Consider the following 22,543-nt stretch of genomic DNA (forward strand, 5'->3'; position numbering starts at 1 on the left):
TAACATAACGTTATTTAAGGAAAATTGACCCGCGACACAAACAAAAAAATCACTCGCCGCGATACACGCAGCCTGCTGTGCAGGTCTCTTTCACCATTACTGCGCTCAGCAGCGGTACGGCAGGTTTAACCTGATCCCAAATCCATTTTGCCAGTACTTCGCTGGTTGGATTTTCCAGACCTGGAATATCGTTCAGATAATAATGATCCAGACGATCGTACGTCGGTTTGAACGCGGCTTTCAGTTCGGCGAAATCCATGATCCAACCGGTATGCGGATCGACGTCACCGGTAATTTCAAGGCGCACCATAAATGAATGACCATGCAGGCGGCCACATTTATGCCCTTCCGGTACGTGGGGCAGGCGGTGAGCGGCTTCAAAGGTGAAATCTTTAAACAAGGTGGTGGACATGGATGATTAACTCTCAAGAATACAAAAACCGCCGTAGGGTACCGGAAAGCACATTTTTTATCATTAACTAAAACGGCGTTGACGTGCGGATAATGAGATTTACACAAGAATTGTGAATTATTTCTTTCTATTTCAATAGGTTGTTTAATCGCTTTTGTTGTTAATAACTATAACTAAAACAGGTTAGTCCATTTGGTTATTTGTTATTTCCATCCCTTCTTTAATTGTTATTATCCCCGCCGTTAACCTTATCGCTAGTTTGGTCTTTTTGCATAAATTCCGCTTTGCTACTGGAACATAACGACGCATGACAACACAGGCCCCACCATCCGCTTTGCTTCCGCTAAACCCGGAGCAACTGGCACGCCTTCAGGCGGCCACAACCGATCTTTCTCCCACCCAGCTTGCCTGGGTTTCCGGCTATTTCTGGGGAATGCTGAACCAGCAGCCGGGCACGCTCGCCGCCACGCCAGCGCCTGTCGCTGAAATGCCGGGTATTACGCTTATTTCTGCATCGCAAACCGGCAATGCGCGGCGCGTGGCGGAAGCCCTGCGCGATGACCTGCTGGCGGCAAAACTGAGCGTCACGCTGGTTAATGCGGGCGACTACAAATTCAAACAGATCGCCAATGAGAAGCTGCTGGTTGTGGTCGCGTCCACGCAGGGCGAAGGCGAGCCACCGGAAGAAGCCGTTGCGCTGCGTAAGTTTCTGTTCTCTAAAAAAGCGCCGAAGCTCGACAACACCGCCTTCGCCGTCTTTGGCCTCGGTGATACCTCCTATGAATTTTTCTGCCAGGCGGGTAAAGATTTCGACAGCAAGCTGGCGGAACTGGGGGGGGAGCGTCTGCTCGATCGCGTCGATGCGGATGTGGAATATCAGGCTGCGGCACAAGAATGGCGGGCTCGCGTTGTTGACGTACTGAAAGCGCGTGCGCCGAGCGCATCGGCAGCGCAGGTCGCTGTCGCGGCAACGGGGGCCGTGAATGACGTGCATTCCAGCCCGTACACCAAAGAAGCGCCGCTGAGCGCCTCGCTCGCCGTCAATCAGAAAATCACCGGCCGCGACTCGGAAAAAGATGTGCGCCATATCGAAATCGATCTGGGCGATTCCGGCCTGCGTTATCAGCCGGGCGATGCCCTGGGCGTCTGGTATCAGAACGATCCTGAACTGGTCAAAGAGATCGTCGAACTGGTCTGGCTGAAAGGCACGGAGCCGGTTACCGTTAACGGTAAGGTGCTGCCGCTTGCCGAAGCCTTGCAGTGGCATTTTGAGCTGACGGTGAACACCGCCAATATCGTGGAAAACTACGCCACGCTGACCCGCAGCGAATCGCTGTTGCCGCTGGTGGGTGATAAAGCCCAGTTGCAGCATTACGCCGCGACGACGCCTGTCGTTGATATGCTGCGTTTCTCTCCGGCTCAGCTGGATGCTGACGCGCTGGTGGGGCTGCTGCGCCCGCTAACGCCGCGTCTTTACTCGATAGCCTCTTCCCAGGCGGAAGTCGAGAGCGAAGTACATATCACCGTAGGCGCCGTGCGTTATGAAATAGAAGGTCGGGCACGGGCGGGCGGGGCATCAAGCTTCCTGGCCGACCGCGTGGAAGAAGAAGGGGAAGTGCGCGTATTTATCGAACAAAACGATAATTTCCGTCTGCCGGCCAACCCGGAAACACCGGTGATCATGATAGGTCCAGGCACCGGGATCGCCCCTTTCCGCGCCTTTATGCAGCAGCGTGCGGCAGATGAAGCGCCGGGTAAAAACTGGTTGTTCTTTGGCAACCCGCACTTTACCGAAGATTTCCTCTACCAGGTGGAATGGCAGCGCTACGTCAAAGAGGGCGTCCTGAGCCGCATCGATCTGGCCTGGTCCCGCGATCAAAAAGAAAAAATATACGTACAAGACAAACTGCGCGAACAGGGCGCAGAGCTATGGCGCTGGATTAATGACGGCGCGCACATTTATGTCTGCGGCGACGCGAATCGCATGGCGAAAGACGTTGAGCAGGCACTGCTGGAAGTGATTGCCGAATTCGGCGGTATGGATGCCGAAGCGGCGGATGAATTTTTAAGTGAGCTGCGCGTTGAGCGCCGTTATCAGCGAGATGTCTACTAATGAGCGAAAAACATCCAGGCCCACTGGTGGTCGAAGGTAAACTGGCAGATGCCGAGCGCATGAAGCTTGAGAGCAACTACCTGCGCGGCACCATTGCTGAAGATTTGAATGACGGCCTGACCGGCGGTTTTAAAGGCGACAACTTTCTGCTGATCCGTTTTCACGGTATGTACCAGCAGGATGACCGCGACATTCGCGCCGAGCGCGCCGAGCAGAAGCTGGAGCCGCGTCATGCGATGCTGCTGCGTTGCCGTCTGCCGGGGGGGGTTATCACCACCAGACAGTGGCAGGCGATCGATAAATTCGCCGCTGAAAATACGATTTACGGCAGCATTCGCCTGACTAACCGTCAGACCTTCCAGTTCCACGGCATTCTGAAAAAGAACGTGAAGCCGGTACATCAGATGCTGCACTCCGTTGGGCTGGACGCGCTGGCGACCGCCAACGACATGAACCGTAACGTGCTGTGCACCTCTAACCCGTATGAGTCTGAGCTGCATGCCGAAGCCTATGAGTGGGCGAAAAAGATCTCCGAGCATTTGCTGCCGCGTACCCGCGCCTATGCGGAGATCTGGCTTGATCAGGAAAAGGTCGCCACAACAGATGAGGAGCCGATCCTCGGCCAGACCTATCTGCCGCGTAAGTTCAAAACGACCGTGGTGATCCCGCCGCAGAACGACATCGATCTGCACGCCAACGACATGAACTTTGTCGCTGTGGCGGAAAACGGCAAGCTGGTGGGCTTTAACCTGCTGGTCGGCGGCGGGCTTTCTATTGAGCACGGGAACAAGAAAACGTATGCCCGCACCGCGAGCGAGTTCGGCTATCTGCCGCTGGAGCATACCCTGGCGGTGGCGGAAGCGGTGGTGACGACTCAGCGCGACTGGGGTAATCGCACCGATCGTAAAAATGCCAAAACCAAATACACTCTGGAGCGTGTTGGGGTCGAGACGTTCAAGGCGGAAGTCGAGCGTCGTGCAGGCATCAAATTTGAACCGATCCGCCCGTATGAATTTACCGGGCGCGGCGATCGCATCGGTTGGGTGAAAGGCATCGACAACAAATGGCACCTGACGCTGTTTATTGAGAATGGCCGTATTCTGGATTATCCGGGGCGCCCGCTGAAAACCGGTCTGCTGGAGATCGCGAAGATCCATAAGGGTGAATTCCGTATTACCGCCAACCAGAACCTGATCATTGCCGGCGTGCCGGAAAGCCAGAAAGCGAAGATTGAAAAACTGGCGCGCAACCACGGCCTGATGAATGCAGTCACGTCGCAGCGTGAAAACTCGATGGCCTGCGTATCGTTCCCGACCTGCCCGCTGGCGATGGCGGAAGCGGAGCGTTTCCTGCCGACCTTCGTCGATAAAGTGGACGCGTTGATGACCCACCACGGCGTGAGCGATGAGCACATCGTGCTGCGCGTGACGGGTTGCCCAAATGGCTGCGGACGCGCCATGCTGGCGGAAGTCGGCCTGGTGGGGAAAGCGCCGGGCCGTTATAACCTGCATCTGGGCGGCAATCGCATCGGAACGCGTATCCCGCGTATGTTCAAAGAGAATATTACCGAGCCGGAAATTCTGGCGTCGCTGGATGAATTGATTGGGCGCTGGGTGAAAGAGCGCGAAGCGGGTGAAGGCTTCGGCGACTTTACGGTGCGTGCGGGCATCATTCGCCCGGTGCTCGATCCCGCCCGGGATTTCTGGGAATAACGTGCATCGCCGGATGGCGGCATAAATGCCTTATCCGGCCTACGTAGACGGTAGGCCGGATAAGCGCAGCGCCATCAGGCAAGGCAAACAGTGAGGAACTTATGTCCGTACTCGATCTAAACGCCCTGAATGAATTGCCAAAAGTTGAGCGCGTCATGGCGCTGGCTGAAACCAACGCGCAGCTGGAAAAGTTGGATGCTGAAGGACGCGTGGCGTGGGCGCTGGAGAATCTACCCGGTGAATACGTGCTCTCGTCGAGCTTTGGTATTCAGGCGGCGGTCAGCCTGCATCTGGTTAACCAGATTCGCCCGGATATTCCGGTTATCCTGACCGATACCGGCTATCTGTTCCCGGAAACCTACCAGTTTATTGATGAGCTGACGGAAAAGCTGAACCTGAACCTGAAAGTCTACCGTGCGACGGAAAGCGCGGCCTGGCAGGAAGCCCGCTACGGTAAACTGTGGGAGCAAGGCGTTGAGGGCATTGAGAAATACAATGACATCAACAAAGTCGAGCCGATGAACCGGGCGTTAAAAGAGCTTAACGCGCAAACGTGGTTTGCTGGCCTGCGTCGCGAACAATCCGGGAGCCGGGCGCATCTGCCTGTGCTGGCGATTCAGCGCGGCGTTTTTAAAGTGCTGCCCATCATCGACTGGGATAACCGGACGGTGTACCAGTATCTGCAAAAACACGGTCTGAAATACCATCCGCTATGGGATCAGGGCTATCTGTCGGTTGGCGATACCCACACCACCCGTAAATGGGAGCCCGGCATGGCGGAAGAAGAGACGCGATTCTTCGGGCTGAAGCGCGAGTGCGGGCTGCACGAAGGGTGATTGTTTGCCTGATGGCGCTGCGCTTATCAGGCCTACCAGACAGCACGAAGGGTGATTGTTTGCCTGATGGCGCTGCGCTTATCAGGCCTACCAGACAGCACGAAGGGTGATTGTTTTGCCTGATGGCGCTAGCTTATCCGGCCTACAAGACAGTGTTTGTAGGCCGGATAAGGCGTTTACGCCGCCATCCGGCAAGTGCTGCGCTTGTAGGCCCGGTAAGGCGTAGCCGCCACCGGGCGACACATCAGGCTTTACCGGCTTTCGCCAGTTCTTTTACCAGCGGCAACATGATGCGCACGACATCGCGACTGCGGTGTTCAATTCTTCCTGGTAGCGCCTTGTCGATGTGCTGTTGGTTATCCAGACGCACATCGTGCCAGCTGTTTCCGGCCGGGAATGAAGGCGTTTTCGCACGCTGCTGATAGCCGTCTTTTTTCCCCAGATTCCAGTTGGTAGCCTCAACCGACAGCACGGAAATACCGGCTTTATCGAAGACTTCGGCGTCGTTGCAGCAGCCTGTGCCTTTCGGGTAATCCTTGTTCAGACCCGGATTGGTCGCGGCGGCGATACCGTGGCTGCGCGCAATCGCCAGCGCCCGGTCGCGCGTCAGTTTGCGTACGGCTTCCGGCGTTTGCTGCCCGCTGTTGAAGTAGAGTTTGTCGCCGACAATCAGGTTATCAAGGTTAATTACCAGCAGCGTATTTTTCTTCTCAGCGGCGCTCATCCGCTTAAGCAGGTTTTCTGCGCCCAGTTTTCCTTCTTCTTCACCGCTGGTGGCGATAAAGCGGATGCCGTACTGCGTCGGGATGTCTTTCAGGCGTTCAGCCAGTTCCAGCATCACGCCCAGCCCGGCGGCGTTATCGTCAATGCCCTGCAAGGTTAAACCGCCGAGATTGGCGTCGGTATCGGCATCGCTCAGCGGCGCATAGGTATCCAGGTGCGCCATAATAATAATTTGTTGCGGCGCTTTCCCTTCGTGCGCCGCAATAACGGTACTGCCCGTCACGTTATGCCAGTTCTTGCGATTATTCCTGGCGGTATAAATATAGCGGCTATTAAATGTTCGGATATCGCTGCGATATCCCATCTGCTCAAATTGCTGACGTAAATAATCGGCAGAGAGCATCTCCGCCGGTGTTCCGGTCATTCTGCCGGGAAAGAATGTTGCAATGTGTCGTGCCTGAATATTGGCGATATCGCCAGGCTTCGGTGACGTTGCCTGCGCGGGAAGGATAAAGCATACGCCGAGCGCCAGGAGCGCTGCACGGAGGCGCGATGCGGAAAACATAGTGAGTCCTTAAATACAGAGCAGAAATTTTTACCCGCTTAGTATGAAACCGTGATTGCCGTAAAACAATTTCATTTGCTCTGAAATGCCCTAAATTCGGTGGGTTAAGCACTTTTTGATATTTGCTTTCTCAAATCGTTATTCCTTTGAGGAACTACTCATTCCAATTCGTAATTTCATTCGTTCTCCCGCGCTCCCTATAGTCGTGTTATCTGAATGTTTAGCAAAATAGCGGTATTGCAAAGGAACGGTTATGGACCAAAAACGACTCACCCACCTGCGGCAGCTGGAAGCGGAAAGCATCCATATCATTCGCGAGGTGGCCGCCGAATTTTCTAATCCGGTGATGATGTATTCCATCGGTAAAGATTCCAGCGTCATGCTGCATCTGGCGCGTAAAGCGTTTTATCCAGGTACGTTGCCGTTTCCGCTGCTGCACGTTGATACCGGCTGGAAGTTTCGTGAGATGTACGAATTCCGCGATCGCACCGCAAAGGCCTACGGTTGTGAACTGTTGGTGCATAAAAACCCGGAAGGGGTGGCGATGGGGATTAACCCGTTCGTTCACGGCAGCGCTAAACACACCGATATTATGAAAACCGAAGGGTTGAAACAGGCGTTGGATAAATATGGCTTTGACGCCGCGTTCGGCGGCGCGCGCCGCGACGAAGAGAAGTCGCGCGCCAAAGAGCGTATTTACTCCTTCCGCGACCGCTTTCACCGCTGGGATCCGAAAAACCAGCGCCCGGAGCTCTGGCACAACTACAACGGGCAGATTAACAAAGGCGAAAGCATCCGCGTTTTCCCGCTCTCTAACTGGACCGAACAAGATATCTGGCAGTACATCTGGCTGGAAAATATCGAGATCGTGCCGCTGTACCTGGCCGCTGAGCGCCCGGTGCTGGAGCGCGACGGCATGCTGATGATGATCGATGACGATCGTATTGACCTGCAACCCGGCGAGGTGATCAAAAAACGCATGGTGCGTTTCCGTACCCTCGGCTGCTGGCCGCTCACGGGAGCGGTGGAATCCAGCGCGCAGACGCTGCCGGAAATTATTGAAGAGATGCTGGTCTCGACCACCAGTGAACGTCAGGGGCGCGTGATTGACCGCGACCAGGCGGGCTCAATGGAGCTGAAGAAACGTCAGGGGTATTTCTAAGGAGCCGCCATGAACACCACACTTGCACAACAAATCGCTAATGAAGGCGGCGTCGAAGCCTGGATGGTTGCCCAGCAACACAAAAGCCTGCTGCGCTTCTTGACCTGCGGCAGCGTCGATGACGGTAAAAGCACGCTGATTGGCCGACTGCTGCACGATACGCGTCAGATTTATGAAGATCAGCTCTCGTCGCTGCATAACGACAGTAAGCGTCATGGCACCCAGGGTGAAAAACTCGATCTGGCGCTGCTGGTCGACGGGTTGCAGGCTGAGCGCGAGCAGGGAATTACCATTGATGTGGCGTACCGCTATTTCTCGACCGAGAAACGCAAATTTATTATTGCCGACACGCCAGGGCACGAGCAGTACACGCGTAACATGGCGACCGGCGCATCGACCTGCGATCTGGCGATCCTGCTGATCGACGCCCGCAAAGGCGTGCTGGATCAGACCCGCCGCCACAGTTTTATCTCTACGCTGCTGGGCATTAAACACCTGGTGGTGGCGATCAACAAGATGGATCTGGTGGGGTTCAGCGAGGAGACGTTCGCCCGTATTCGCGAAGATTACCTGACGTTTGCCGGGCAACTGCCGGGGAACCTGGACATCCGCTTTGTGCCGCTCTCTGCGCTGGAAGGGGATAACGTCGCGACCCAGAGCGCCAGTATGCCGTGGTACAACGGCCCGACGCTGCTGGAAGTGCTGGAGACGGTTGAGATCCAGCGGGTTGTCGACACCCAGCCGATGCGCTTCCCGGTACAGTATGTGAACCGTCCGAACCTCGATTTCCGTGGTTATGCCGGAACGCTGGCCTCCGGCAGCGTGAAGGTCGGGCAGCGTGTCAAAGTTCTGCCGTCCGGCGTTGAATCCAACGTGGCGCGCATCGTCACCTTTGATGGCGATCTGCAAGAGGCGCACGCCGGTGAAGCGATTACGCTGGTGCTGAAAGATGAAATTGACATCAGCCGTGGCGATCTGTTGCTGGATGCAGGCGAAAACCTGCCAGCCGTACAGAGCGCCGCCGTTGATGTGGTATGGATGGCGGAACAACCGCTGTCGGCCGGGCAGAGTTATGACATCAAGATTGCCGGTAAAAAGACCCGTGCGCGCGTCGATGCCATTCGCCATCAGGTTGATATCAACAACCTGACCCAGCGCGAGGTGGAAAGCCTGCCGTTGAACGGTATCGGCCTGGTCGAACTGACTTTTGACGAACCGTTAGTGCTGGATACATACCAGCAGAACCCGGTCACTGGCGGGTTAATCATCATCGACCGGCTGTCCAACGTGACCGTTGGCGCGGGGCTGGTGCGTGAGCCTATTGAGCACACCGCCGCGACGCCTTCCGGGTTCAGCGATTTTGAGCTGGAACTGAACGCGCTGATCCGTCGCCACTTCCCGCACTGGGGCGCGCGTGATTTGCTGGGAGGCAAGTAATGGCGCTGCATGACGAAAACGTCGTCTGGCATGCCCATGCGGTAACGCGCGAAGATCGTGAAGCGCTGCATGGGCATAAAGGGGCAGTGGTCTGGTTTACGGGACTTTCCGGTTCAGGGAAATCAACGATTGCAGGCGCGCTGGAAGAGGCCCTGCATAAGCTGGGCGTCAGCACCTGGCTGCTGGATGGCGATAATGTCCGTCACGGCCTGTGCAGCGATCTTGGCTTTAGCGACGCAGACCGTAAAGAGAATATCCGCCGGGTGGGGGAGGTTGCGAACCTGATGGTGGATGCCGGGCTGGTGGTGCTGACGGCGTTTATTTCGCCGCATCGCGCGGAGCGGCAGATGGTGCGCGAGCGCATCGGGGAGGGGCGGTTTATCGAGGTTTTTGTCGATACGCCGCTGGCAACCTGTGAAGCGCGCGATCCTAAAGGGCTGTACAAGAAGGCCAGGGCGGGTGAGCTGCGTAATTTCACCGGCATTGATTCGGTATATGAAACGCCTGAATCGCCTGAAGTTCATCTGGATGGTGAACAATTAGTAACAAATTTGGTTGCCCAATTATTAGATCTACTGAGACAGGGCGATATTATCAGATCCTGAGACACCGCCGGGCTTGTATGCCCGGTGAGTCAAGGTTACAGGATTCGATATGCGTAATAGCCATAACATTATTATCACAAGGTCAGATGCCCTCACGACCGACGACGACACAACCTGGTCACTGCCGGGCGCCGTGGTCGGTTTTGCCTCGTGGCTGCTGGCGTTGGGAATTCCCTTTCTCATCTATGGCCCTAACACGCTGTTTTTCTTCCTCTATACCTGGCCCTTCTTCCTGGCGCTCATGCCCGTTGCGGTTGTGGTCGGCGTGGCCCTGCATTCAATCATGAGCGGCAAACTGTTCTACAGCATTACGGCTACGCTATTAACGGTAGGCGCGATGTTTGGCGCGCTCTTCATGTGGCTGTTGGGGTAGGTCAGCCCTCCCTTTTCATGACGGGCGAGAGTGGCCATAATTCAAACCGTAACCAACAATAAGATTATGTTCTCCCTGCACGAGATATGCGGATCGGCGGATAAATGTGGTACATTTGCCCGCGTTGTCGCGGCATTCCCGCCTCAGAGTAGAGTCTCTGGGAAAGTTATGGGATGATGGTGCCGTTTTTCAGGGGGCAGGATGGGTAAACTAACGCTGCTGCTGCTGACTTTACTGGTCTGGTTGCAGTATTCGCTGTGGTTCGGTAAGAACGGCATACATGACTACAGCCGCGTCAACGATGATGTGGCTGCGCAGCAAGCTACGAATGCGAAACTTAAAGCGCGTAACGATCAGCTTTTCGCCGAAATTGACGATCTCAATGGCGGCCAGGAAGCGATCGAGGAGCGCGCGCGTAATGAACTCAGCATGACCAAACCGGGCGAAACTTTTTACCGTCTGGTGCCTGACGCGTCTAAACGTGCTCAGGCTGCGGGGCAAACTAATCGATAAATCAGCCCAGGAAATGACATGGCAGCCACTTTATTGGACGTTTGCGCTGTGGTACCGGCTGCCGGATTTGGCCGCCGAATGCAAACGGAATGTCCTAAGCAATATCTCTCTATTGGCAATAAAACCATTCTTGAACACTCGGTGCATGCGCTGCTGGCGCATCCCCGGGTGACGCGCGTCGTTATCGCAATCAGCCCTGGCGACAGCCGCTTCGCCGAACTTCCTCTGGCGCAACATCCGCAGGTCACCGTCGTGGACGGGGGCGACGAGCGCGCCGATTCCGTACTGGCAGGCTTACGGGCGGCCGGTGACGCGCAGTGGGTGCTGGTGCATGACGCCGCCCGGCCTTGTCTGCATCAGGATGACCTGGCGCGCCTGCTCTCGCTTAGCGAAACCAGCCGCACGGGCGGAATCCTCGCTGCTCCGGTACGCGACACCATGAAACGCGCCGAGCCGGGTAAAGCCGCCATTGCGCATACCGTAGAGCGTACCGACCTGTGGCACGCGTTAACGCCGCAATTCTTCCCACGCGAGCTGCTGCATGATTGTCTGAGCCGTGCGCTGAACGAAGGCGCGACCATTACCGATGAAGCGTCCGCGCTGGAGTATTGCGGTTTTCATCCCCAGCTGGTTGAAGGCCGGGCTGATAATATAAAAGTCACCCGCCCGGAAGATCTGGCGCTTGCAGAATTTTATCTGACCCGAACAATCTAGACACAAAATCATTCAGGCTGCATCGAGGCGGCAACTGAGTGCATCCCCAGGAGCTTACATAAGTAAGTGACTGGGGTGAACAAAGGCAGCCAACAAAGAGGCAGCTTGAAGGATGATGTGTATATCAGGAGAATGCATAATGCGAATCGGACACGGTTTTGACGTACACGCTTTTGGCGGAGAAGGCCCAATTATCATTGGTGGCGTGCGCATCCCGTATGACAAAGGGCTGCTGGCGCATTCTGATGGCGACGTGGCGCTGCATGCGCTGACCGATGCGCTGCTCGGCGCGGCGGCGCTTGGCGATATCGGCAAACTTTTCCCGGATACCGATCCGGCCTTTAAAGGCGCGGACAGCCGCGAATTGCTGCGGGAAGCATGGCGACGCATTCAGGCCAAAGGCTATACCCTTGGTAACGTGGACGTGACCATTATCGCCCAGGCGCCGAAGATGCTGCCGCATATCCCGCAAATGCGCGTGTTTATCGCGGAAGATCTTGGTTGTCATATGGATGATGTCAACGTCAAGGCGACCACCACGGAGAAACTCGGGTTCACCGGGCGTGGGGAAGGGATTGCCTGCGAAGCGGTGGCGCTACTGATTAAGGCCGCGAAATGACCGAGTTTGAAAACCTGACGTACCTCCACGGAAAGCCGCAGGGCGCCGGGCTGCTTAAAGCGAACCCGGAAGATTTTGTGGTGGTTGAAGATTTAGGTTTTGAGCCAGATGGCGAAGGCGAACATATTCTGGTTCGCATTCTGAAAAACGGTTGTAACACCCGTTTTGTGGCCGATGCGCTGGCGAAATTCCTTAAAATTCATGCCCGTGAAGTGAGCTTTGCCGGGCAGAAAGACAAGCATGCCGTCACTGAACAGTGGCTGTGCGCGCGCGTGCCGGGCAAAGAGATGCCAGACCTGAGCGCATTCCAGATTGAAGGCTGTAAAGTGCTGGAGTACGCGCGTCACAAACGTAAGCTGCGTTTAGGCGCGCTGAAGGGCAACGCGTTTACGCTGGTGCTGCGTGAAGTCAGCCATCGTGATGATGTCGAAGCCCGGCTACAGGCCATCAATACGCGCGGCGTACCAAACTATTTTGGCGCGCAGCGATTCGGTATTGGCGGCAGCAACCTGCAAGGCGCGCTGCGCTGGGCGCAAAGCAATGCGCCGGTGCGCGATCGCAATAAACGCAGTTTTTGGTTGTCGGCGGCCCGCAGTGCGTTGTTTAATCAGATCGTCAACGAACGCGTGAAAAAACCAGACTTTAATCAAGTTGTTGATGGCGATGCGCTACAATTAGCGGGGCGCGGGAGCTGGTTTGTGGCCACGCAGGAAGAACAGGCGGAATTGCAGCGTCGCGTTGACGAAAAAGAACTGATGATTACGGCGGCGCTTCCCGGTAGCGGCGAGTGGGGAACCCTGCGCGACGCGCTGGCGTTTGAAGAGGCTGCCATTGCGGATGAGGGCGAACTGCAATCGTTACTGCTGCGCGAAAAGGTTGAAGCGGCGCGCAGAGCGATGCTGCTCTATCCGCAACAATTACGCTGGAACTGGTGGGATGACGTCACCGTTGAGCTGCGCTTCTGGCTACCGGCAGGCAGTTTCGCCACCAGCGTCGTAAGGGAACTGATTAACACAATGGGTGATTATGCGCATATTGCTGAGTAACGATGATGGGGTCCACGCGCCCGGTATACAAACGCTGGCGAAAGCGCTGCGTGAGTTTGCTGACGTACAGGTCGTCGCCCCGGATCGTAACCGCAGTGGCGCGTCAAACTCGCTGACGCTGGAATCCTCGCTTCGTACCTTTACCTTTGATAACGGCGATATCGCCGTGCAGATGGGCACACCGACCGACTGCGTCTACCTGGGCGTGAACGCGCTGATGCGTCCGCGCCCGGATATTGTGGTTTCAGGCATTAACGCGGGCCCCAATCTGGGCGATGATGTCATCTATTCCGGGACCGTCGCCGCAGCGATGGAGGGCCGTCACCTGGGTTTTCCCGCGCTGGCGGTATCGCTTGACGGCCATCAGCACTATGAGACGGCGGCAGCGGTAACCTGCTCTATTTTGCGTGCATTACGTCGGGAGCCGCTGCGTACCGGACGCATTCTGAATATCAATGTCCCGGATCTGCCGCTGGATCAAATCAAAGGCATTCGCGTAACCCGCTGCGGCAGCCGCCATCCGGCCGATCAGGTTATTCCACAGCAGGACCCGCGCGGCAACACGCTGTACTGGATCGGCCCGCCGGGCGGCAAATGCGACGCCGGGCCGGACACCGATTTTGCGGCGGTGGATGAGGGCTATGTCTCCGTTACCCCGCTGCATGTGGATTTAACGGCGTATAGCGCGCATGATGTGGTTTCGGACTGGTTAGACAGCGTGGGAGTTGACGCGCAATGGTAAGCAGACGCGTACACACTCTTCTTGAACAATTGCGCGCTCAGGGCATCAAAGATGAGCAAGTGCTGGATGCGCTTGCCGCCGTCCCGCGTGAAAAATTCATTGATGAAGCGTTTGAACATAAAGCCTGGGACAATATCGCTTTGCCGATTGGCCAGGGGCAGACCATTTCGCAGCCCTATATGGTGGCGCGAATGACAGAATTGCTTGAGCTGACGCCGCAATCCAGAGTGCTGGAGATCGGCACTGGCTCCGGGTATCAGACGGCGATTCTCGCGCATCTGGTACAGCATGTGTGCTCGGTGGAGCGCATTAAAGGGCTGCAATGGCAGGCGCGTCGTCGCCTGAAACAGCTTGATTTACACAATGTTTCAACTCGTCATGGCGATGGATGGCAAGGTTGGCAGGCTCGCGCCCCGTTTGACGCCATCATCGTGACGGCAGCTCCGCCGGAAATTCCGACGGCGTTAATGACGCAACTGGATGAAGGCGGGATTCTCGTTTTACCCGTGGGTGAGGAGCATCAGTTCTTGAAACGGGTGCGTCGCCGGGGAGGCGAATTTATTATCGATACCGTGGAGGCCGTCCGCTTTGTGCCTTTAGTGAAAGGCGAACTCGCTTAAGCATCCTTTAATACCCGGATTTTTCCTGGTTATTTTATAAAGGGTAAGCGTATTGTGGGGACGTTTCCAGCGTCCAGGCCGATGCCTTGCACGGTTATTACGTCACTGGTTGTTAACCAAATTTTTCCTGGGGGATAAATGAGCGCGGGAAGCCCAAAATTCACCGTTAGCCGCATTGCGGCATTGTCGCTGGTTTCGCTATGGCTGGCAGGTTGTTCCAATTCTTCGAATCCTCCTGCGCCGGTAAGCTCAGTTAATGGTAATACCCCGTCGAGCACCAGCTCCGGGATGCTGATCACGCCACCGCCCAAAATGGGGACAACGGCGCAACAAACGCCGCAGATTCAGCCCGTGCAGCCTGTTCAACCGGTTGCCCAGTCCCGGCAGATCCAGCCGGTCGCTGAGCAGCCTGTGCAAATGGAAAATGGCCGTATTGTGTACAACCGCCAGTATGGGAACATTCCGAAAGGCAGCTACACCGGCGGCAGCACATACACCGTTAAAAAAGGCGACACGCTTTTCTATATCGCCTGGATCACCGGGAACGATTTCCGCGACCTTGCTCAGCGTAACAACGTTCCGGCCCCATACGGCCTGAATGTGGGGCAAACGCTCCAGGTCGGCAATGCCTCAGGCACGCCAATTACCGGCGGCAACGCGATTACGCAGGCGGATGCAGTAGAGCAAGGAGTTGTGACCAAACCTGCACAAAATTCCACCGTTGTAGTTGCGTCGAAACCGACAATTACGTATTCTGAGGATTCAGGTGAACAAAGTGCTAATAAAATGTTGCCGAACAACAAGCCTGCTGGGACCGTGGTCACAGCGCCTGTAACGGCACCAACAGCGAGCACAACCGAACCGACTGCAAGCAGTACGTCAACCAGTTCGCCAATCTCCACATGGCGCTGGCCGACTGAGGGCAAAGTGATCGAAAACTTCGCGGCTACCGAAGGTGGCAACAAAGGGATCGACATTGCAGGCAGTAAAGGACAGGCTATTGTCGCGACCGCAGATGGACGCGTCGTATATGCCGGTAACGCGCTGCGCGGTTACGGTAATCTTATTATCATCAAACACAACGATGATTACCTGAGTGCCTACGCCCATAACGATACGATGCTGGTCCGGGAACAACAAGAAGTTAAGGCGGGGCAAAAAATCGCTACCATGGGTAGCACCGGAACCAGTTCTACACGCTTGCATTTTGAAATTCGTTACAAGGGGAAATCCGTAAACCCGCTGCGCTATTTACCGCAGCGATAATTCGGCGGAACCAGGCTTGCACTTGCTAGTTCCGTCCAGGGATCACGGGTAGGAGCCACCTTATGAGTCAGAATACGCTGAAAGTTCATGATTTAAATGAAGACGCGGAATTTGATGAGAACGGAGTAGAGGCTTTTGATGAAAAAGCTTTGAGTGAAGAGGAACCCAGTGATAACGACCTGGCTGAAGAGGAGCTGTTATCGCAAGGGGCCACACAGCGTGTGTTGGACGCGACTCAGCTTTACCTTGGTGAGATTGGTTATTCGCCACTGTTAACGGCCGAAGAAGAAGTTTATTTTGCGCGTCGCGCACTGCGTGGAGATGTTGCCTCTCGCCGTCGCATGATTGAGAGTAACTTGCGTCTGGTGGTAAAAATTGCCCGCCGTTATGGCAATCGTGGACTGGCGTTGCTGGACCTGATTGAAGAGGGCAATCTGGGGCTTATCCGTGCCGTCGAGAAGTTTGACCCTGAACGTGGGTTCCGTTTCTCAACATACGCTACCTGGTGGATTCGCCAGACGATCGAACGGGCCATTATGAACCAAACCCGTACGATTCGACTGCCGATTCACATTGTTAAAGAGCTGAACGTCTATCTGCGTACCGCACGAGAGTTGTCGCATAAACTGGACCACGAACCGAGCGCGGAAGAGATAGCAGAGCAACTGGATAAACCGGTTGATGACGTCAGCCGTATGCTTCGTCTCAACGAGCGCATAACCTCGGTAGACACCCCGTTGGGTGGTGATTCCGAAAAAGCGTTGCTGGATATCCTGGCCGATGAAAAAGAGAACGGCCCGGAAGACACCACGCAAGATGATGATATGAAACAGAGTATCGTCAAATGGCTGTTCGAACTGAACGCCAAACAGCGTGAAGTGCTGGCACGTCGTTTCGGTCTGCTGGGGTATGAAGCGGCGACACTGGAAGATGTGGGGCGTGAAATTGGTCTCACCCGTGAACGTGTTCGTCAGATTCAGGTTGAAGGCCTGCGTCGTCTGCGCGAAATTTTGCAGACTCAGGGGCTGAATATCGAAGCGCTGTTCCGTGAGTAAGTGATTATTCGTCAAAAAAAGGCCAGTCTCGCGACTGGCCTTTTTCTTTGGGCGTCAGTTCGTAGGCCGGATAAGGCGTAGCCGCCATCTGGCACTTATTGCCCGATGGCGCTTTACTTATCGGGCTGACAAAAATATCCCAGGCTGACTTTACCCCATCATCTTGCGCACCAGCTGCGTGAACTGTTTGCGCTCATCGTCGCTCAGGCGCCCTAAAAATTCATCATCCACACGATCCCCCAACGGCATGGCGCTGGTCAGCAGCGTTTCTCCTTCGCCAGTAAGATAAACAAAGCGGCGGCGTTTATCTTGTGGATCGCTTTCCCGCGTCACCAGTCCCCGGCTTTCCATTCGGCTTAGCATCTCCGCCAGCGTCGCTTTTGTACTGACCGCCGCCTCCATTAGGGCAATCTGCTCAATGCCTGGATGCTCAGCAATAGCGCGCATTACCGCATACTGTGGCTTGGTCAGTTCCGGTAATTCGTGCTGCCAGCGGGACGTATGCTGTTGAAAAAGCTGACGTAACAGATGAAACGCTGTGTTTCGTAACTCCATGTGCGCTCCTGGCAAAATATCTGTTGCTATCATAACGGGTTGTAGCAATTTTTATAATGCTCAATCTTTTAGCTCTCCGTGCGGCTATGGGGAATGAAGCTTGTCCAGGTATTCCGGGTAGCGTATTTTATCTAAAACGTTCGTATACGAACAAAATGGAGTGATGGATGAGACTGATTGTGGGGATGACCGGCGCAACGGGGGCGCCGCTAGGCATTGCGCTGCTACAGGCGCTGTGGCAAATGCCGACAGTAGAAACACACCTGGTAATGTCTAAGTGGGCCAAAACGACCATTGAGCTGGAAACGCCTTACAGTGCGCGAGATGTTGCCGGACTGGCTGATTACTGCCATAACCCGGCGGATCAGGCGGCGACGATCTCTTCCGGCTCATTTCGCACCGACGGCATGATCATTATTCCTTGCAGTATGAAAACGCTGGCGGGGATTCGCGCAGGATATGCCGAGGGGTTAGTTGGCCGTGCCGCCGACGTGGTGCTGAAAGAAGGGCGCAAACTGGTGCTGGTGCCGCGTGAAATGCCGCTCAGCACGATCCATCTGGAAAACATGCTCGCCCTTTCTCGCATGGGGGTCGCGATGGTGCCGCCCATGCCTGCTTTCTACAACCATCCGCAAACCATTGATGATATTACGCAGCATATTGTGGCGCGTGTGCTGGATCAGTTTGGTCTGGAGCATCCGCGTGCCCGGCGCTGGCAGGGGTTGCAGCAGGCGCAGAATTTTTCACAGGAGAATGAATAATGGCATTTGATGACTTACGCAGCTTTTTGCAGGCGCTCGACGAGCAGGGGCAACTGCTGAAAATCAGTGAAGAAGTGAATGCAGAGCCGGATCTGGCTGCTGCGGCTAACGCAACCGGGCGCATTGGCGACGGCGCGCCCGCGCTGTGGTTCGATAATATCCGTGGCTTCACGGATGCGCGCGTGGCGATGAACACCATTGGTTCCTGGCAGAACCATGCCATCTCTTTAGGCTTGCCGCCCAATACGCCAGTAAAAAAGCAAATTGATGAATTTATCCGCCGCTGGGACACGTTCCCCGTCGCCCCCGAGCGCCGAGCCAACCCGGCGTGGGCGGAAAACACCGTTGATGGCGAGGCGATCAACCTGTTTGATATTCTGCCGCTGTTTCGCCTCAACGATGGCGATGGCGGCTTCTATCTGGATAAAGCCTGTGTCGTCTCCCGCGATCCGCTCGACCCGGATCACTTTGGCAAGCAGAATGTGGGTATCTACCGGATGGAAGTGAAAGGCAAGCGCAAGCTGGGCCTGCAACCGGTGCCAATGCACGATATCGCGCTGCATCTGCATAAGGCGGAAGAGCGTGGCGAAGATCTGCCGATTGCTATTACGCTCGGTAACGATCCGATCATTACTCTGATGGGCGCCACTCCGCTGAAATACGATCAGTCTGAGTATGAAATGGCGGGCGCGCTGCGCGAAAGCCCATACCCGATCGCCACCGCGCCGCTGACCGGCTTTGATGTGCCGTGGGGTTCAGAAGTGATCCTTGAAGGGGTGATCGAAAGCCGTAAGCGTGAAATTGAAGGGCCGTTTGGCGAGTTTACCGGCCACTATTCTGGTGGGCGAAATATGACGGTAGTGCGCATCGACAAAGTGTCTTATCGCACTAAACCGATTTTTGAATCGCTCTACCTCGGGATGCCGTGGACTGAAATTGACTACCTGATGGGGCCAGCGACCTGTGTGCCGCTGTATCAGCAGTTGAAAGCGGAGTTCCCGGAAGTGCAGGCGGTTAACGCCATGTATACCCACGGTCTGCTGGCGATTATCTCGACCAAAAAACGCTATGGCGGGTTTGCCCGCGCAGTCGGCCTGCGGGCAATGACCACGCCGCACGGTCTGGGCTATGTGAAGATGGTGATTATGGTTGATGAGGATGTCGATCCGTTCAACCTGCCGCAGGTGATGTGGGCGCTGTCGTCTAAGGTCAACCCGGCAGGCGATCTGGTGCAGCTGCCGAACATGTCGGTGCTGGAACTGGACCCAGGCTCAAGCCCGGCGGGGATCACTGACAAACTGATCATCGACGCCACAACGCCGGTTGCGCCGGATAATCGCGGCCACTACAGCCAGCCGGTATGTGATTTACCGGAAACCAAAGCCTGGGCTGAAAAGCTGACTGCCATGCTGGCCAACCGTAAATAAGGAGTAGCAGATGATTTGTCCACGTTGCGCTGATGAACATATTGAATTGATGGCGACCTCTCCGGTCAAAGGGATCTGGACGGTGTATCAGTGCCAGCATTGTCTGTACACCTGGCGTGATACCGAGCCGCTACGCCGTACCAGCCGTGAACATTATCCGAAAGCGTTTCGCATGACGCAGAAAGATATTGATCAAGCGCCGATGGTGCCGGGCATTCCACCGCTGCTGGCGGAAGATAAGCGTTAATAAAAAAGCCGGATGGCGGCTGACGCCTTATCCGGCCTACGTATTATGGTGTGTCTTGCTGGCCTGTGCATCGGGCGTTGTGCCGGATGGCGGCTGGCACCTTATCCGGCCTACGTATTGTGGTTGTGTTTTGCTGGTTCGTGCATCGGGCGTTGTGCCGGATGGCGGCTGACGCCTTATCCGGCCTACGGATTGTGGTGTGTCTTGCTGGCCTGTGCACCGGGCGTTGTGCCGGATGGCGGCTGACGCCTTATCCGGCCTACGGATTGTGGTGTGTCTTGCTGGCCTGTGCACCGGGCGTTGTGCCGGATGGCGGCTACGCCTTATCCGGCCTACGGATTGGGGGGTGTTTTGCTGGCCTGTGCATCGGGCGTTGTGCCGGATGGCGGCTGACGCCTTATCCGGCCTACTTATTGTGATGCTTCTTGTAGGCCCGGTAAGCGTAGCGCCACCGGGCGTTTCTGATTTACACCAGACTCTTCAACCGGTAGATCCACTCCAGCGCCTGGCGTGGCGTCAGAGAGTCAGGGTCGAGGTTCTCCAGCGCTTCAACGGCAGGAGAGGTCTCTTCCGCAACCGACAGCAGCGACATCTGCGTACCATCCACCTGGGTCGCGGCGGCATTCGGCGAGAGGCTTTCCAGCTCGCGCAGCTTCTGCCGCGCGCGTTTGATCACCTCTTTCGGCACGCCCGCCAGCGCAGCTACCGCCAGACCGTAACTCTTGCTTGCCGCCCCGTCCTGCACGCTGTGCATAAAGGCGATGGTATCGCCGTGCTCCAGCGCGTCCAGATGCACATTCGCGACGCCTTCCATTTTCTCCGGCAACTGCGTCAGTTCGAAGTAGTGGGTGGCGAACAGCGTCAGCGCTTTGATCTTATTCGCCAGATTTTCCGCACACGCCCACGCCAGCGACAGGCCGTCATAGGTCGATGTGCCGCGCCCGATTTCGTCCATCAAAACCAGACTGTTTTCGGTCGCGTTGTGCAAAATATTGGCGGTTTCGGTCATCTCGACCATGAAGGTTGAACGACCGGAAGCCAGATCGTCCGCCGCGCCTACGCGGGTAAAGATGCGGTCGATCGGGCCAATCTCAACGCTTTGCGCAGGCACGTAGCTGCCAATATACGCCAGCAGCGCAATCAGCGCGGTCTGACGCATATAGGTGCTTTTACCCCCCATGTTCGGCCCGGTGATAATCAGCATCCGGCGCTGTGGGGAAAGGTTCAGCGGGTTGGCGATAAACGGCTCGTTCAGCACCTGCTCGACAACCGGATGGCGACCTTCGGTAATACGAATGCCGGGCTTATCGCTAAAGGTCGGACAGGTATAATTCAGCGTATACGCGCGTTCAGCCAGGTTGACCAGCACGTCCAGCTCAGCCAGCGCATTGGCGCTCTGTTGCAGCTCTGCCAGGTGAGGGAGCAGCAGATCGAACAGCTCGTCATAAAGCTGTTTTTCCAGCGCCAGCGCTTTGCCTTTAGAGGTCAGAACTTTGTCTTCGTACTCTTTCAGCTCGGGAATAATGTAGCGCTCGGCGTTTTTCAGCGTCTGACGGCGGACGTAGTTAATGGGCGCCAGGTGGCTTTGCCCACGGCTGATCTGGATGTAATAACCGTGTACGGCGTTAAAGCCGACTTTCAGCGTATCCAGCCCGGTACGTTCACGCTCGCGGATTTCCAGACGATCGAGATAGTCGGTCGCCCCGTCAGCCAGCGCGCGCCATTCGTCCAGCTCTTCGTTGTAGCCCGGCGCAATAACGCCGCCGTCGCGCACCAGAACCGGCGGCGCGTCGATAATGGCGCGTTCCAGCAGATCGCGCAGTTCGGTAAACTCGCCCATTTTCTCGCGCAGGTTCTGCACGGGGGCGCTGGTTACGGTTTCAAGCTGTGCGCGCAGTTCCGGTAACTGCTGGAAGGCGTGACGCATACGGGCGAGATCGCGTGGTCGGGCGGTACGCAAGGCCAGACGGGCGAGGATACGCTCCAGGTCGCCCACCTGACGCAGCACCGGTTGCAATTCACTGGTCACATCCTGCAACGCGCCAATGGTCTGCTGACGTTCGATCAGGGTTTTCGTGTCGCGCACCGGCATATGCAGCCAGCGTTTGAGCATACGGCTGCCCATTGGCGTGACGGTGCAGTCGAGCACCGAAGCCAGCGTATTGTCCACGCCGCCCGCCAGGTTCTGGGTGATCTCCAGGTTGCGGCGAGTGGCGGCATCCATAATGATGCTGTCCTGCTGGCGTTCCATCGTAATGGAGCGAATGTGCGGCAGTGAAGTGCGCTGGGTGTCTTTGACGTACTGCAACAGACAGCCTGCGGCGCACAGTCCGCGTGGTGCGTTCTCTACGCCAAAGCCGATCAGGTCCCGCGTACCAAATTGCAGGTTTAGCTGCTGGCGAGCGGTATCGATTTCAAATTCCCACAGCGGGCGACGGCGTAAACCACGGCGGCCGTCGATCAGCGCCATTTCGGCAAAATCTTCGGCGTACAGCAGTTCTGCCGGGTTAGTGCGCTGTAATTCTGCGGCCATCGTTTCACGGTCAACCGGTTCGCTTAAGCGAAAACGCCCGGAGCTGATGTCCAGCGTGGCGTAACCGTAGCCTTTGCTGTCCTGCCAGATGGCGGCCAGCAGGTTGTCCTGGCGCTCCTGCAACAGCGCTTCATCGCTGATGGTGCCAGGCGTAACGATGCGCACGACCTTACGTTCAACCGGGCCTTTGCTGGTGGCCGGATCGCCAATCTGTTCACAGATTGCGACGGACTCCCCTTGATTGACCAGCTTCGCAAGGTAGTTTTCGACGGCGTGATGCGGGATGCCCGCCATCGGAATCGGTTCGCCCGCCGATGCGCCGCGTTTGGTCAGTGAAATATCGAGTAATTGCGAGGCGCGGCGTGCATCGTCGTAAAACAGTTCGTAAAAATCGCCCATGCGGTAAAACAGCAGGATCTCCGGGTGCTGGGCTTTCAGCTTGAGATACTGCTGCATCATTGGGGTATGGGCGTCGAGATTATCGATTGTACTCATGGAGTCGTGTCC

General features: G+C 56.1%; 23 protein-coding genes. 19 read left to right on the forward strand and 4 right to left on the reverse strand.

All coding sequences use genetic code 11. The annotated features are described in order from the left end of the window. Positions 1-49: 49 nt before the first annotated feature. Positions 50-412, reverse strand: coding sequence for a 6-carboxytetrahydropterin synthase QueD (gene queD, locus OGX80_RS15265; RefSeq protein WP_012134875.1), 363 nt, complete (start codon positions 410-412; stop codon positions 50-52). A 307-nt stretch (positions 413-719) separates the two neighbouring features. Here queD and cysJ point away from each other — a divergent pair, with 307 nt between their 5' ends. From cysJ to cysH, 3 genes are all read left to right on the forward strand, one after another. After that, positions 720-2,525: an NADPH-dependent assimilatory sulfite reductase flavoprotein subunit gene (gene cysJ, locus OGX80_RS15270; RefSeq protein WP_115181225.1), complete on the forward strand. Its 1,806-nt coding sequence runs from the start codon at positions 720-722 to the stop codon at positions 2,523-2,525. Next, the gene (cysI, locus tag OGX80_RS15275) at positions 2,525-4,237 is read left to right on the forward strand and encodes an assimilatory sulfite reductase (NADPH) hemoprotein subunit (protein ID WP_012134872.1); all 1,713 of its coding nucleotides are present in this window, start codon (positions 2,525-2,527) and stop codon (positions 4,235-4,237) included. Before cysJ ends, cysI begins: the two co-directional genes overlap by 1 nt. Before the next feature lie 101 nt (positions 4,238-4,338). Then, entirely contained in the window at positions 4,339-5,073 is a 735-nt protein-coding gene (gene cysH / locus OGX80_RS15280) for a phosphoadenosine phosphosulfate reductase (RefSeq protein ID WP_058668019.1), read from the forward strand. Between the two features lie 244 nt (positions 5,074-5,317). Here the strand turns inward: cysH and OGX80_RS15285 are convergent, their stop codons facing one another. Next, positions 5,318-6,361 carry an aminopeptidase gene (locus tag OGX80_RS15285; RefSeq protein ID WP_012134869.1) on the reverse strand — a complete coding sequence of 348 codons (1,044 nt, stop codon included), beginning with the start codon at positions 6,359-6,361 and terminating at the stop codon, positions 5,318-5,320. A 253-nt stretch (positions 6,362-6,614) separates the two neighbouring features. On the opposite strand from OGX80_RS15285, the gene cysD reads away from it, so the two are divergent. From cysD to rpoS, 12 genes are all read left to right on the forward strand, one after another. After that, positions 6,615-7,523 carry a sulfate adenylyltransferase subunit CysD gene (gene cysD, locus OGX80_RS15290; RefSeq protein ID WP_012134868.1) on the forward strand — a complete coding sequence of 303 codons (909 nt, stop codon included), beginning with the start codon at positions 6,615-6,617 and terminating at the stop codon, positions 7,521-7,523. 9 nt (positions 7,524-7,532) lie between these two features. Then, on the forward strand, positions 7,533-8,960 hold the full coding sequence (gene cysN / locus OGX80_RS15295) for a sulfate adenylyltransferase subunit CysN (protein ID WP_047461627.1): 1,428 nt from the start codon (positions 7,533-7,535) through the stop codon (positions 8,958-8,960). Next, positions 8,960-9,565, forward strand: coding sequence for an adenylyl-sulfate kinase (gene cysC / locus OGX80_RS15300; RefSeq protein WP_058668017.1), 606 nt, complete (start codon positions 8,960-8,962; stop codon positions 9,563-9,565). Before cysN ends, cysC begins: the two co-directional genes overlap by 1 nt. Positions 9,566-9,614: 49 nt before the next feature. Beyond that, complete coding sequence (locus tag OGX80_RS15305) at positions 9,615-9,938, forward strand: DUF3561 family protein (protein ID WP_110493889.1); 324 nt, start codon at positions 9,615-9,617, stop codon at positions 9,936-9,938. A 201-nt stretch (positions 9,939-10,139) separates the two neighbouring features. Continuing rightward, positions 10,140-10,451, forward strand: coding sequence for a cell division protein FtsB (gene ftsB, locus OGX80_RS15310; RefSeq protein WP_012134864.1), 312 nt, complete (start codon positions 10,140-10,142; stop codon positions 10,449-10,451). An 18-nt stretch (positions 10,452-10,469) separates the two neighbouring features. Continuing rightward, entirely contained in the window at positions 10,470-11,165 is a 696-nt protein-coding gene (gene ispD, locus OGX80_RS15315; protein WP_012134863.1) for a 2-C-methyl-D-erythritol 4-phosphate cytidylyltransferase, read from the forward strand. 139 nt (positions 11,166-11,304) lie between these two features. Continuing rightward, positions 11,305-11,784: a 2-C-methyl-D-erythritol 2,4-cyclodiphosphate synthase gene (gene ispF / locus OGX80_RS15320; protein WP_012134862.1), complete on the forward strand. Its 480-nt coding sequence runs from the start codon at positions 11,305-11,307 to the stop codon at positions 11,782-11,784. Next, the gene (gene truD, locus OGX80_RS15325) at positions 11,781-12,830 is read left to right on the forward strand and encodes a tRNA pseudouridine(13) synthase TruD (RefSeq protein WP_012134861.1); all 1,050 of its coding nucleotides are present in this window, start codon (positions 11,781-11,783) and stop codon (positions 12,828-12,830) included. Before ispF ends, truD begins: the two co-directional genes overlap by 4 nt. Then, positions 12,811-13,572, forward strand: coding sequence for a 5'/3'-nucleotidase SurE (surE, locus tag OGX80_RS15330; protein ID WP_012134860.1), 762 nt, complete (start codon positions 12,811-12,813; stop codon positions 13,570-13,572). The genes truD and surE overlap by 20 nt, the downstream gene beginning before the upstream one ends. Then, on the forward strand, positions 13,566-14,192 hold the full coding sequence (pcm, locus tag OGX80_RS15335; protein WP_012134859.1) for a protein-L-isoaspartate O-methyltransferase: 627 nt from the start codon (positions 13,566-13,568) through the stop codon (positions 14,190-14,192). Before surE ends, pcm begins: the two co-directional genes overlap by 7 nt. Before the next feature lie 138 nt (positions 14,193-14,330). Then, a complete protein-coding gene (gene nlpD / locus OGX80_RS15340) occupies positions 14,331-15,458 on the forward strand; it encodes a murein hydrolase activator NlpD (RefSeq protein ID WP_104868264.1) in 1,128 nt (375 codons plus the stop codon). Between the two features lie 62 nt (positions 15,459-15,520). Further along, positions 15,521-16,513, forward strand: coding sequence for an RNA polymerase sigma factor RpoS (gene rpoS, locus OGX80_RS15345; protein ID WP_000081498.1), 993 nt, complete (start codon positions 15,521-15,523; stop codon positions 16,511-16,513). A 150-nt stretch (positions 16,514-16,663) separates the two neighbouring features. Here the strand turns inward: rpoS and OGX80_RS15350 are convergent, their stop codons facing one another. Further along, the gene (locus OGX80_RS15350; protein ID WP_071257923.1) at positions 16,664-17,068 is read right to left on the reverse strand and encodes a MarR family winged helix-turn-helix transcriptional regulator; all 405 of its coding nucleotides are present in this window, start codon (positions 17,066-17,068) and stop codon (positions 16,664-16,666) included. A 167-nt stretch (positions 17,069-17,235) separates the two neighbouring features. Between OGX80_RS15350 and OGX80_RS15355 the strand changes: the two genes are divergently transcribed. From OGX80_RS15355 to OGX80_RS15370, 4 genes are read left to right on the forward strand one after another with little or no spacing between them, the layout of a single operon-like run. Beyond that, positions 17,236-17,829 carry a non-oxidative hydroxyarylic acid decarboxylases subunit B gene (locus OGX80_RS15355; protein ID WP_115181226.1) on the forward strand — a complete coding sequence of 198 codons (594 nt, stop codon included), beginning with the start codon at positions 17,236-17,238 and terminating at the stop codon, positions 17,827-17,829. Further along, on the forward strand, positions 17,829-19,256 hold the full coding sequence (locus OGX80_RS15360) for a non-oxidative hydroxyarylic acid decarboxylases subunit C (protein WP_110493893.1): 1,428 nt from the start codon (positions 17,829-17,831) through the stop codon (positions 19,254-19,256). Before OGX80_RS15355 ends, OGX80_RS15360 begins: the two co-directional genes overlap by 1 nt. Positions 19,257-19,266: 10 nt before the next feature. After that, on the forward strand, positions 19,267-19,503 hold the full coding sequence (locus OGX80_RS15365) for a non-oxidative hydroxyarylic acid decarboxylases subunit D (protein WP_115181227.1): 237 nt from the start codon (positions 19,267-19,269) through the stop codon (positions 19,501-19,503). A 50-nt stretch (positions 19,504-19,553) separates the two neighbouring features. After that, entirely contained in the window at positions 19,554-19,922 is a 369-nt protein-coding gene (locus OGX80_RS15370) for a hypothetical protein (protein ID WP_142757140.1), read from the forward strand. 47 nt (positions 19,923-19,969) lie between these two features. Here the strand turns inward: OGX80_RS15370 and mutS are convergent, their stop codons facing one another. Continuing rightward, on the reverse strand, positions 19,970-22,531 hold the full coding sequence (gene mutS / locus OGX80_RS15375) for a DNA mismatch repair protein MutS (RefSeq protein WP_012134851.1): 2,562 nt from the start codon (positions 22,529-22,531) through the stop codon (positions 19,970-19,972). Positions 22,532-22,543: the final 12 nt, after the last annotated feature.

The sequence above is a fragment of the Citrobacter sp. CK194 genome (assembly GCF_030333395.1).
Taxonomy (GTDB): domain Bacteria; phylum Pseudomonadota; class Gammaproteobacteria; order Enterobacterales; family Enterobacteriaceae; genus Citrobacter_B; species Citrobacter_B koseri.

Coding starts and splice junctions, on each gene's coding strand:
- OGX80_RS15350 (WP_071257923.1), bottom strand. CDS start 17,068: ATGGAGTTACGAAACACAGCGTTTCATCTGTTACGTCAGCTTTTTCAA.
- OGX80_RS15360 (WP_110493893.1), top strand. CDS start 17,829: ATGGCATTTGATGACTTACGCAGCTTTTTGCAGGCGCTCGACGAGCAG.
- truD (WP_012134861.1), top strand. CDS start 11,781: ATGACCGAGTTTGAAAACCTGACGTACCTCCACGGAAAGCCGCAGGGC.
- OGX80_RS15365 (WP_115181227.1), top strand. CDS start 19,267: ATGATTTGTCCACGTTGCGCTGATGAACATATTGAATTGATGGCGACC.
- queD (WP_012134875.1), bottom strand. CDS start 412: ATGTCCACCACCTTGTTTAAAGATTTCACCTTTGAAGCCGCTCACCGC.
- cysN (WP_047461627.1), top strand. CDS start 7,533: ATGAACACCACACTTGCACAACAAATCGCTAATGAAGGCGGCGTCGAA.
- OGX80_RS15305 (WP_110493889.1), top strand. CDS start 9,615: ATGCGTAATAGCCATAACATTATTATCACAAGGTCAGATGCCCTCACG.
- surE (WP_012134860.1), top strand. CDS start 12,811: ATGCGCATATTGCTGAGTAACGATGATGGGGTCCACGCGCCCGGTATA.
- pcm (WP_012134859.1), top strand. CDS start 13,566: ATGGTAAGCAGACGCGTACACACTCTTCTTGAACAATTGCGCGCTCAG.
- cysH (WP_058668019.1), top strand. CDS start 4,339: ATGTCCGTACTCGATCTAAACGCCCTGAATGAATTGCCAAAAGTTGAG.
- cysJ (WP_115181225.1), top strand. CDS start 720: ATGACAACACAGGCCCCACCATCCGCTTTGCTTCCGCTAAACCCGGAG.
- ftsB (WP_012134864.1), top strand. CDS start 10,140: ATGGGTAAACTAACGCTGCTGCTGCTGACTTTACTGGTCTGGTTGCAG.
- nlpD (WP_104868264.1), top strand. CDS start 14,331: ATGAGCGCGGGAAGCCCAAAATTCACCGTTAGCCGCATTGCGGCATTG.
- rpoS (WP_000081498.1), top strand. CDS start 15,521: ATGAGTCAGAATACGCTGAAAGTTCATGATTTAAATGAAGACGCGGAA.
- cysI (WP_012134872.1), top strand. CDS start 2,525: ATGAGCGAAAAACATCCAGGCCCACTGGTGGTCGAAGGTAAACTGGCA.
- cysD (WP_012134868.1), top strand. CDS start 6,615: ATGGACCAAAAACGACTCACCCACCTGCGGCAGCTGGAAGCGGAAAGC.
- OGX80_RS15355 (WP_115181226.1), top strand. CDS start 17,236: ATGAGACTGATTGTGGGGATGACCGGCGCAACGGGGGCGCCGCTAGGC.
- cysC (WP_058668017.1), top strand. CDS start 8,960: ATGGCGCTGCATGACGAAAACGTCGTCTGGCATGCCCATGCGGTAACG.
- ispD (WP_012134863.1), top strand. CDS start 10,470: ATGGCAGCCACTTTATTGGACGTTTGCGCTGTGGTACCGGCTGCCGGA.
- OGX80_RS15285 (WP_012134869.1), bottom strand. CDS start 6,361: ATGTTTTCCGCATCGCGCCTCCGTGCAGCGCTCCTGGCGCTCGGCGTA.
- mutS (WP_012134851.1), bottom strand. CDS start 22,531: ATGAGTACAATCGATAATCTCGACGCCCATACCCCAATGATGCAGCAG.
- ispF (WP_012134862.1), top strand. CDS start 11,305: ATGCGAATCGGACACGGTTTTGACGTACACGCTTTTGGCGGAGAAGGC.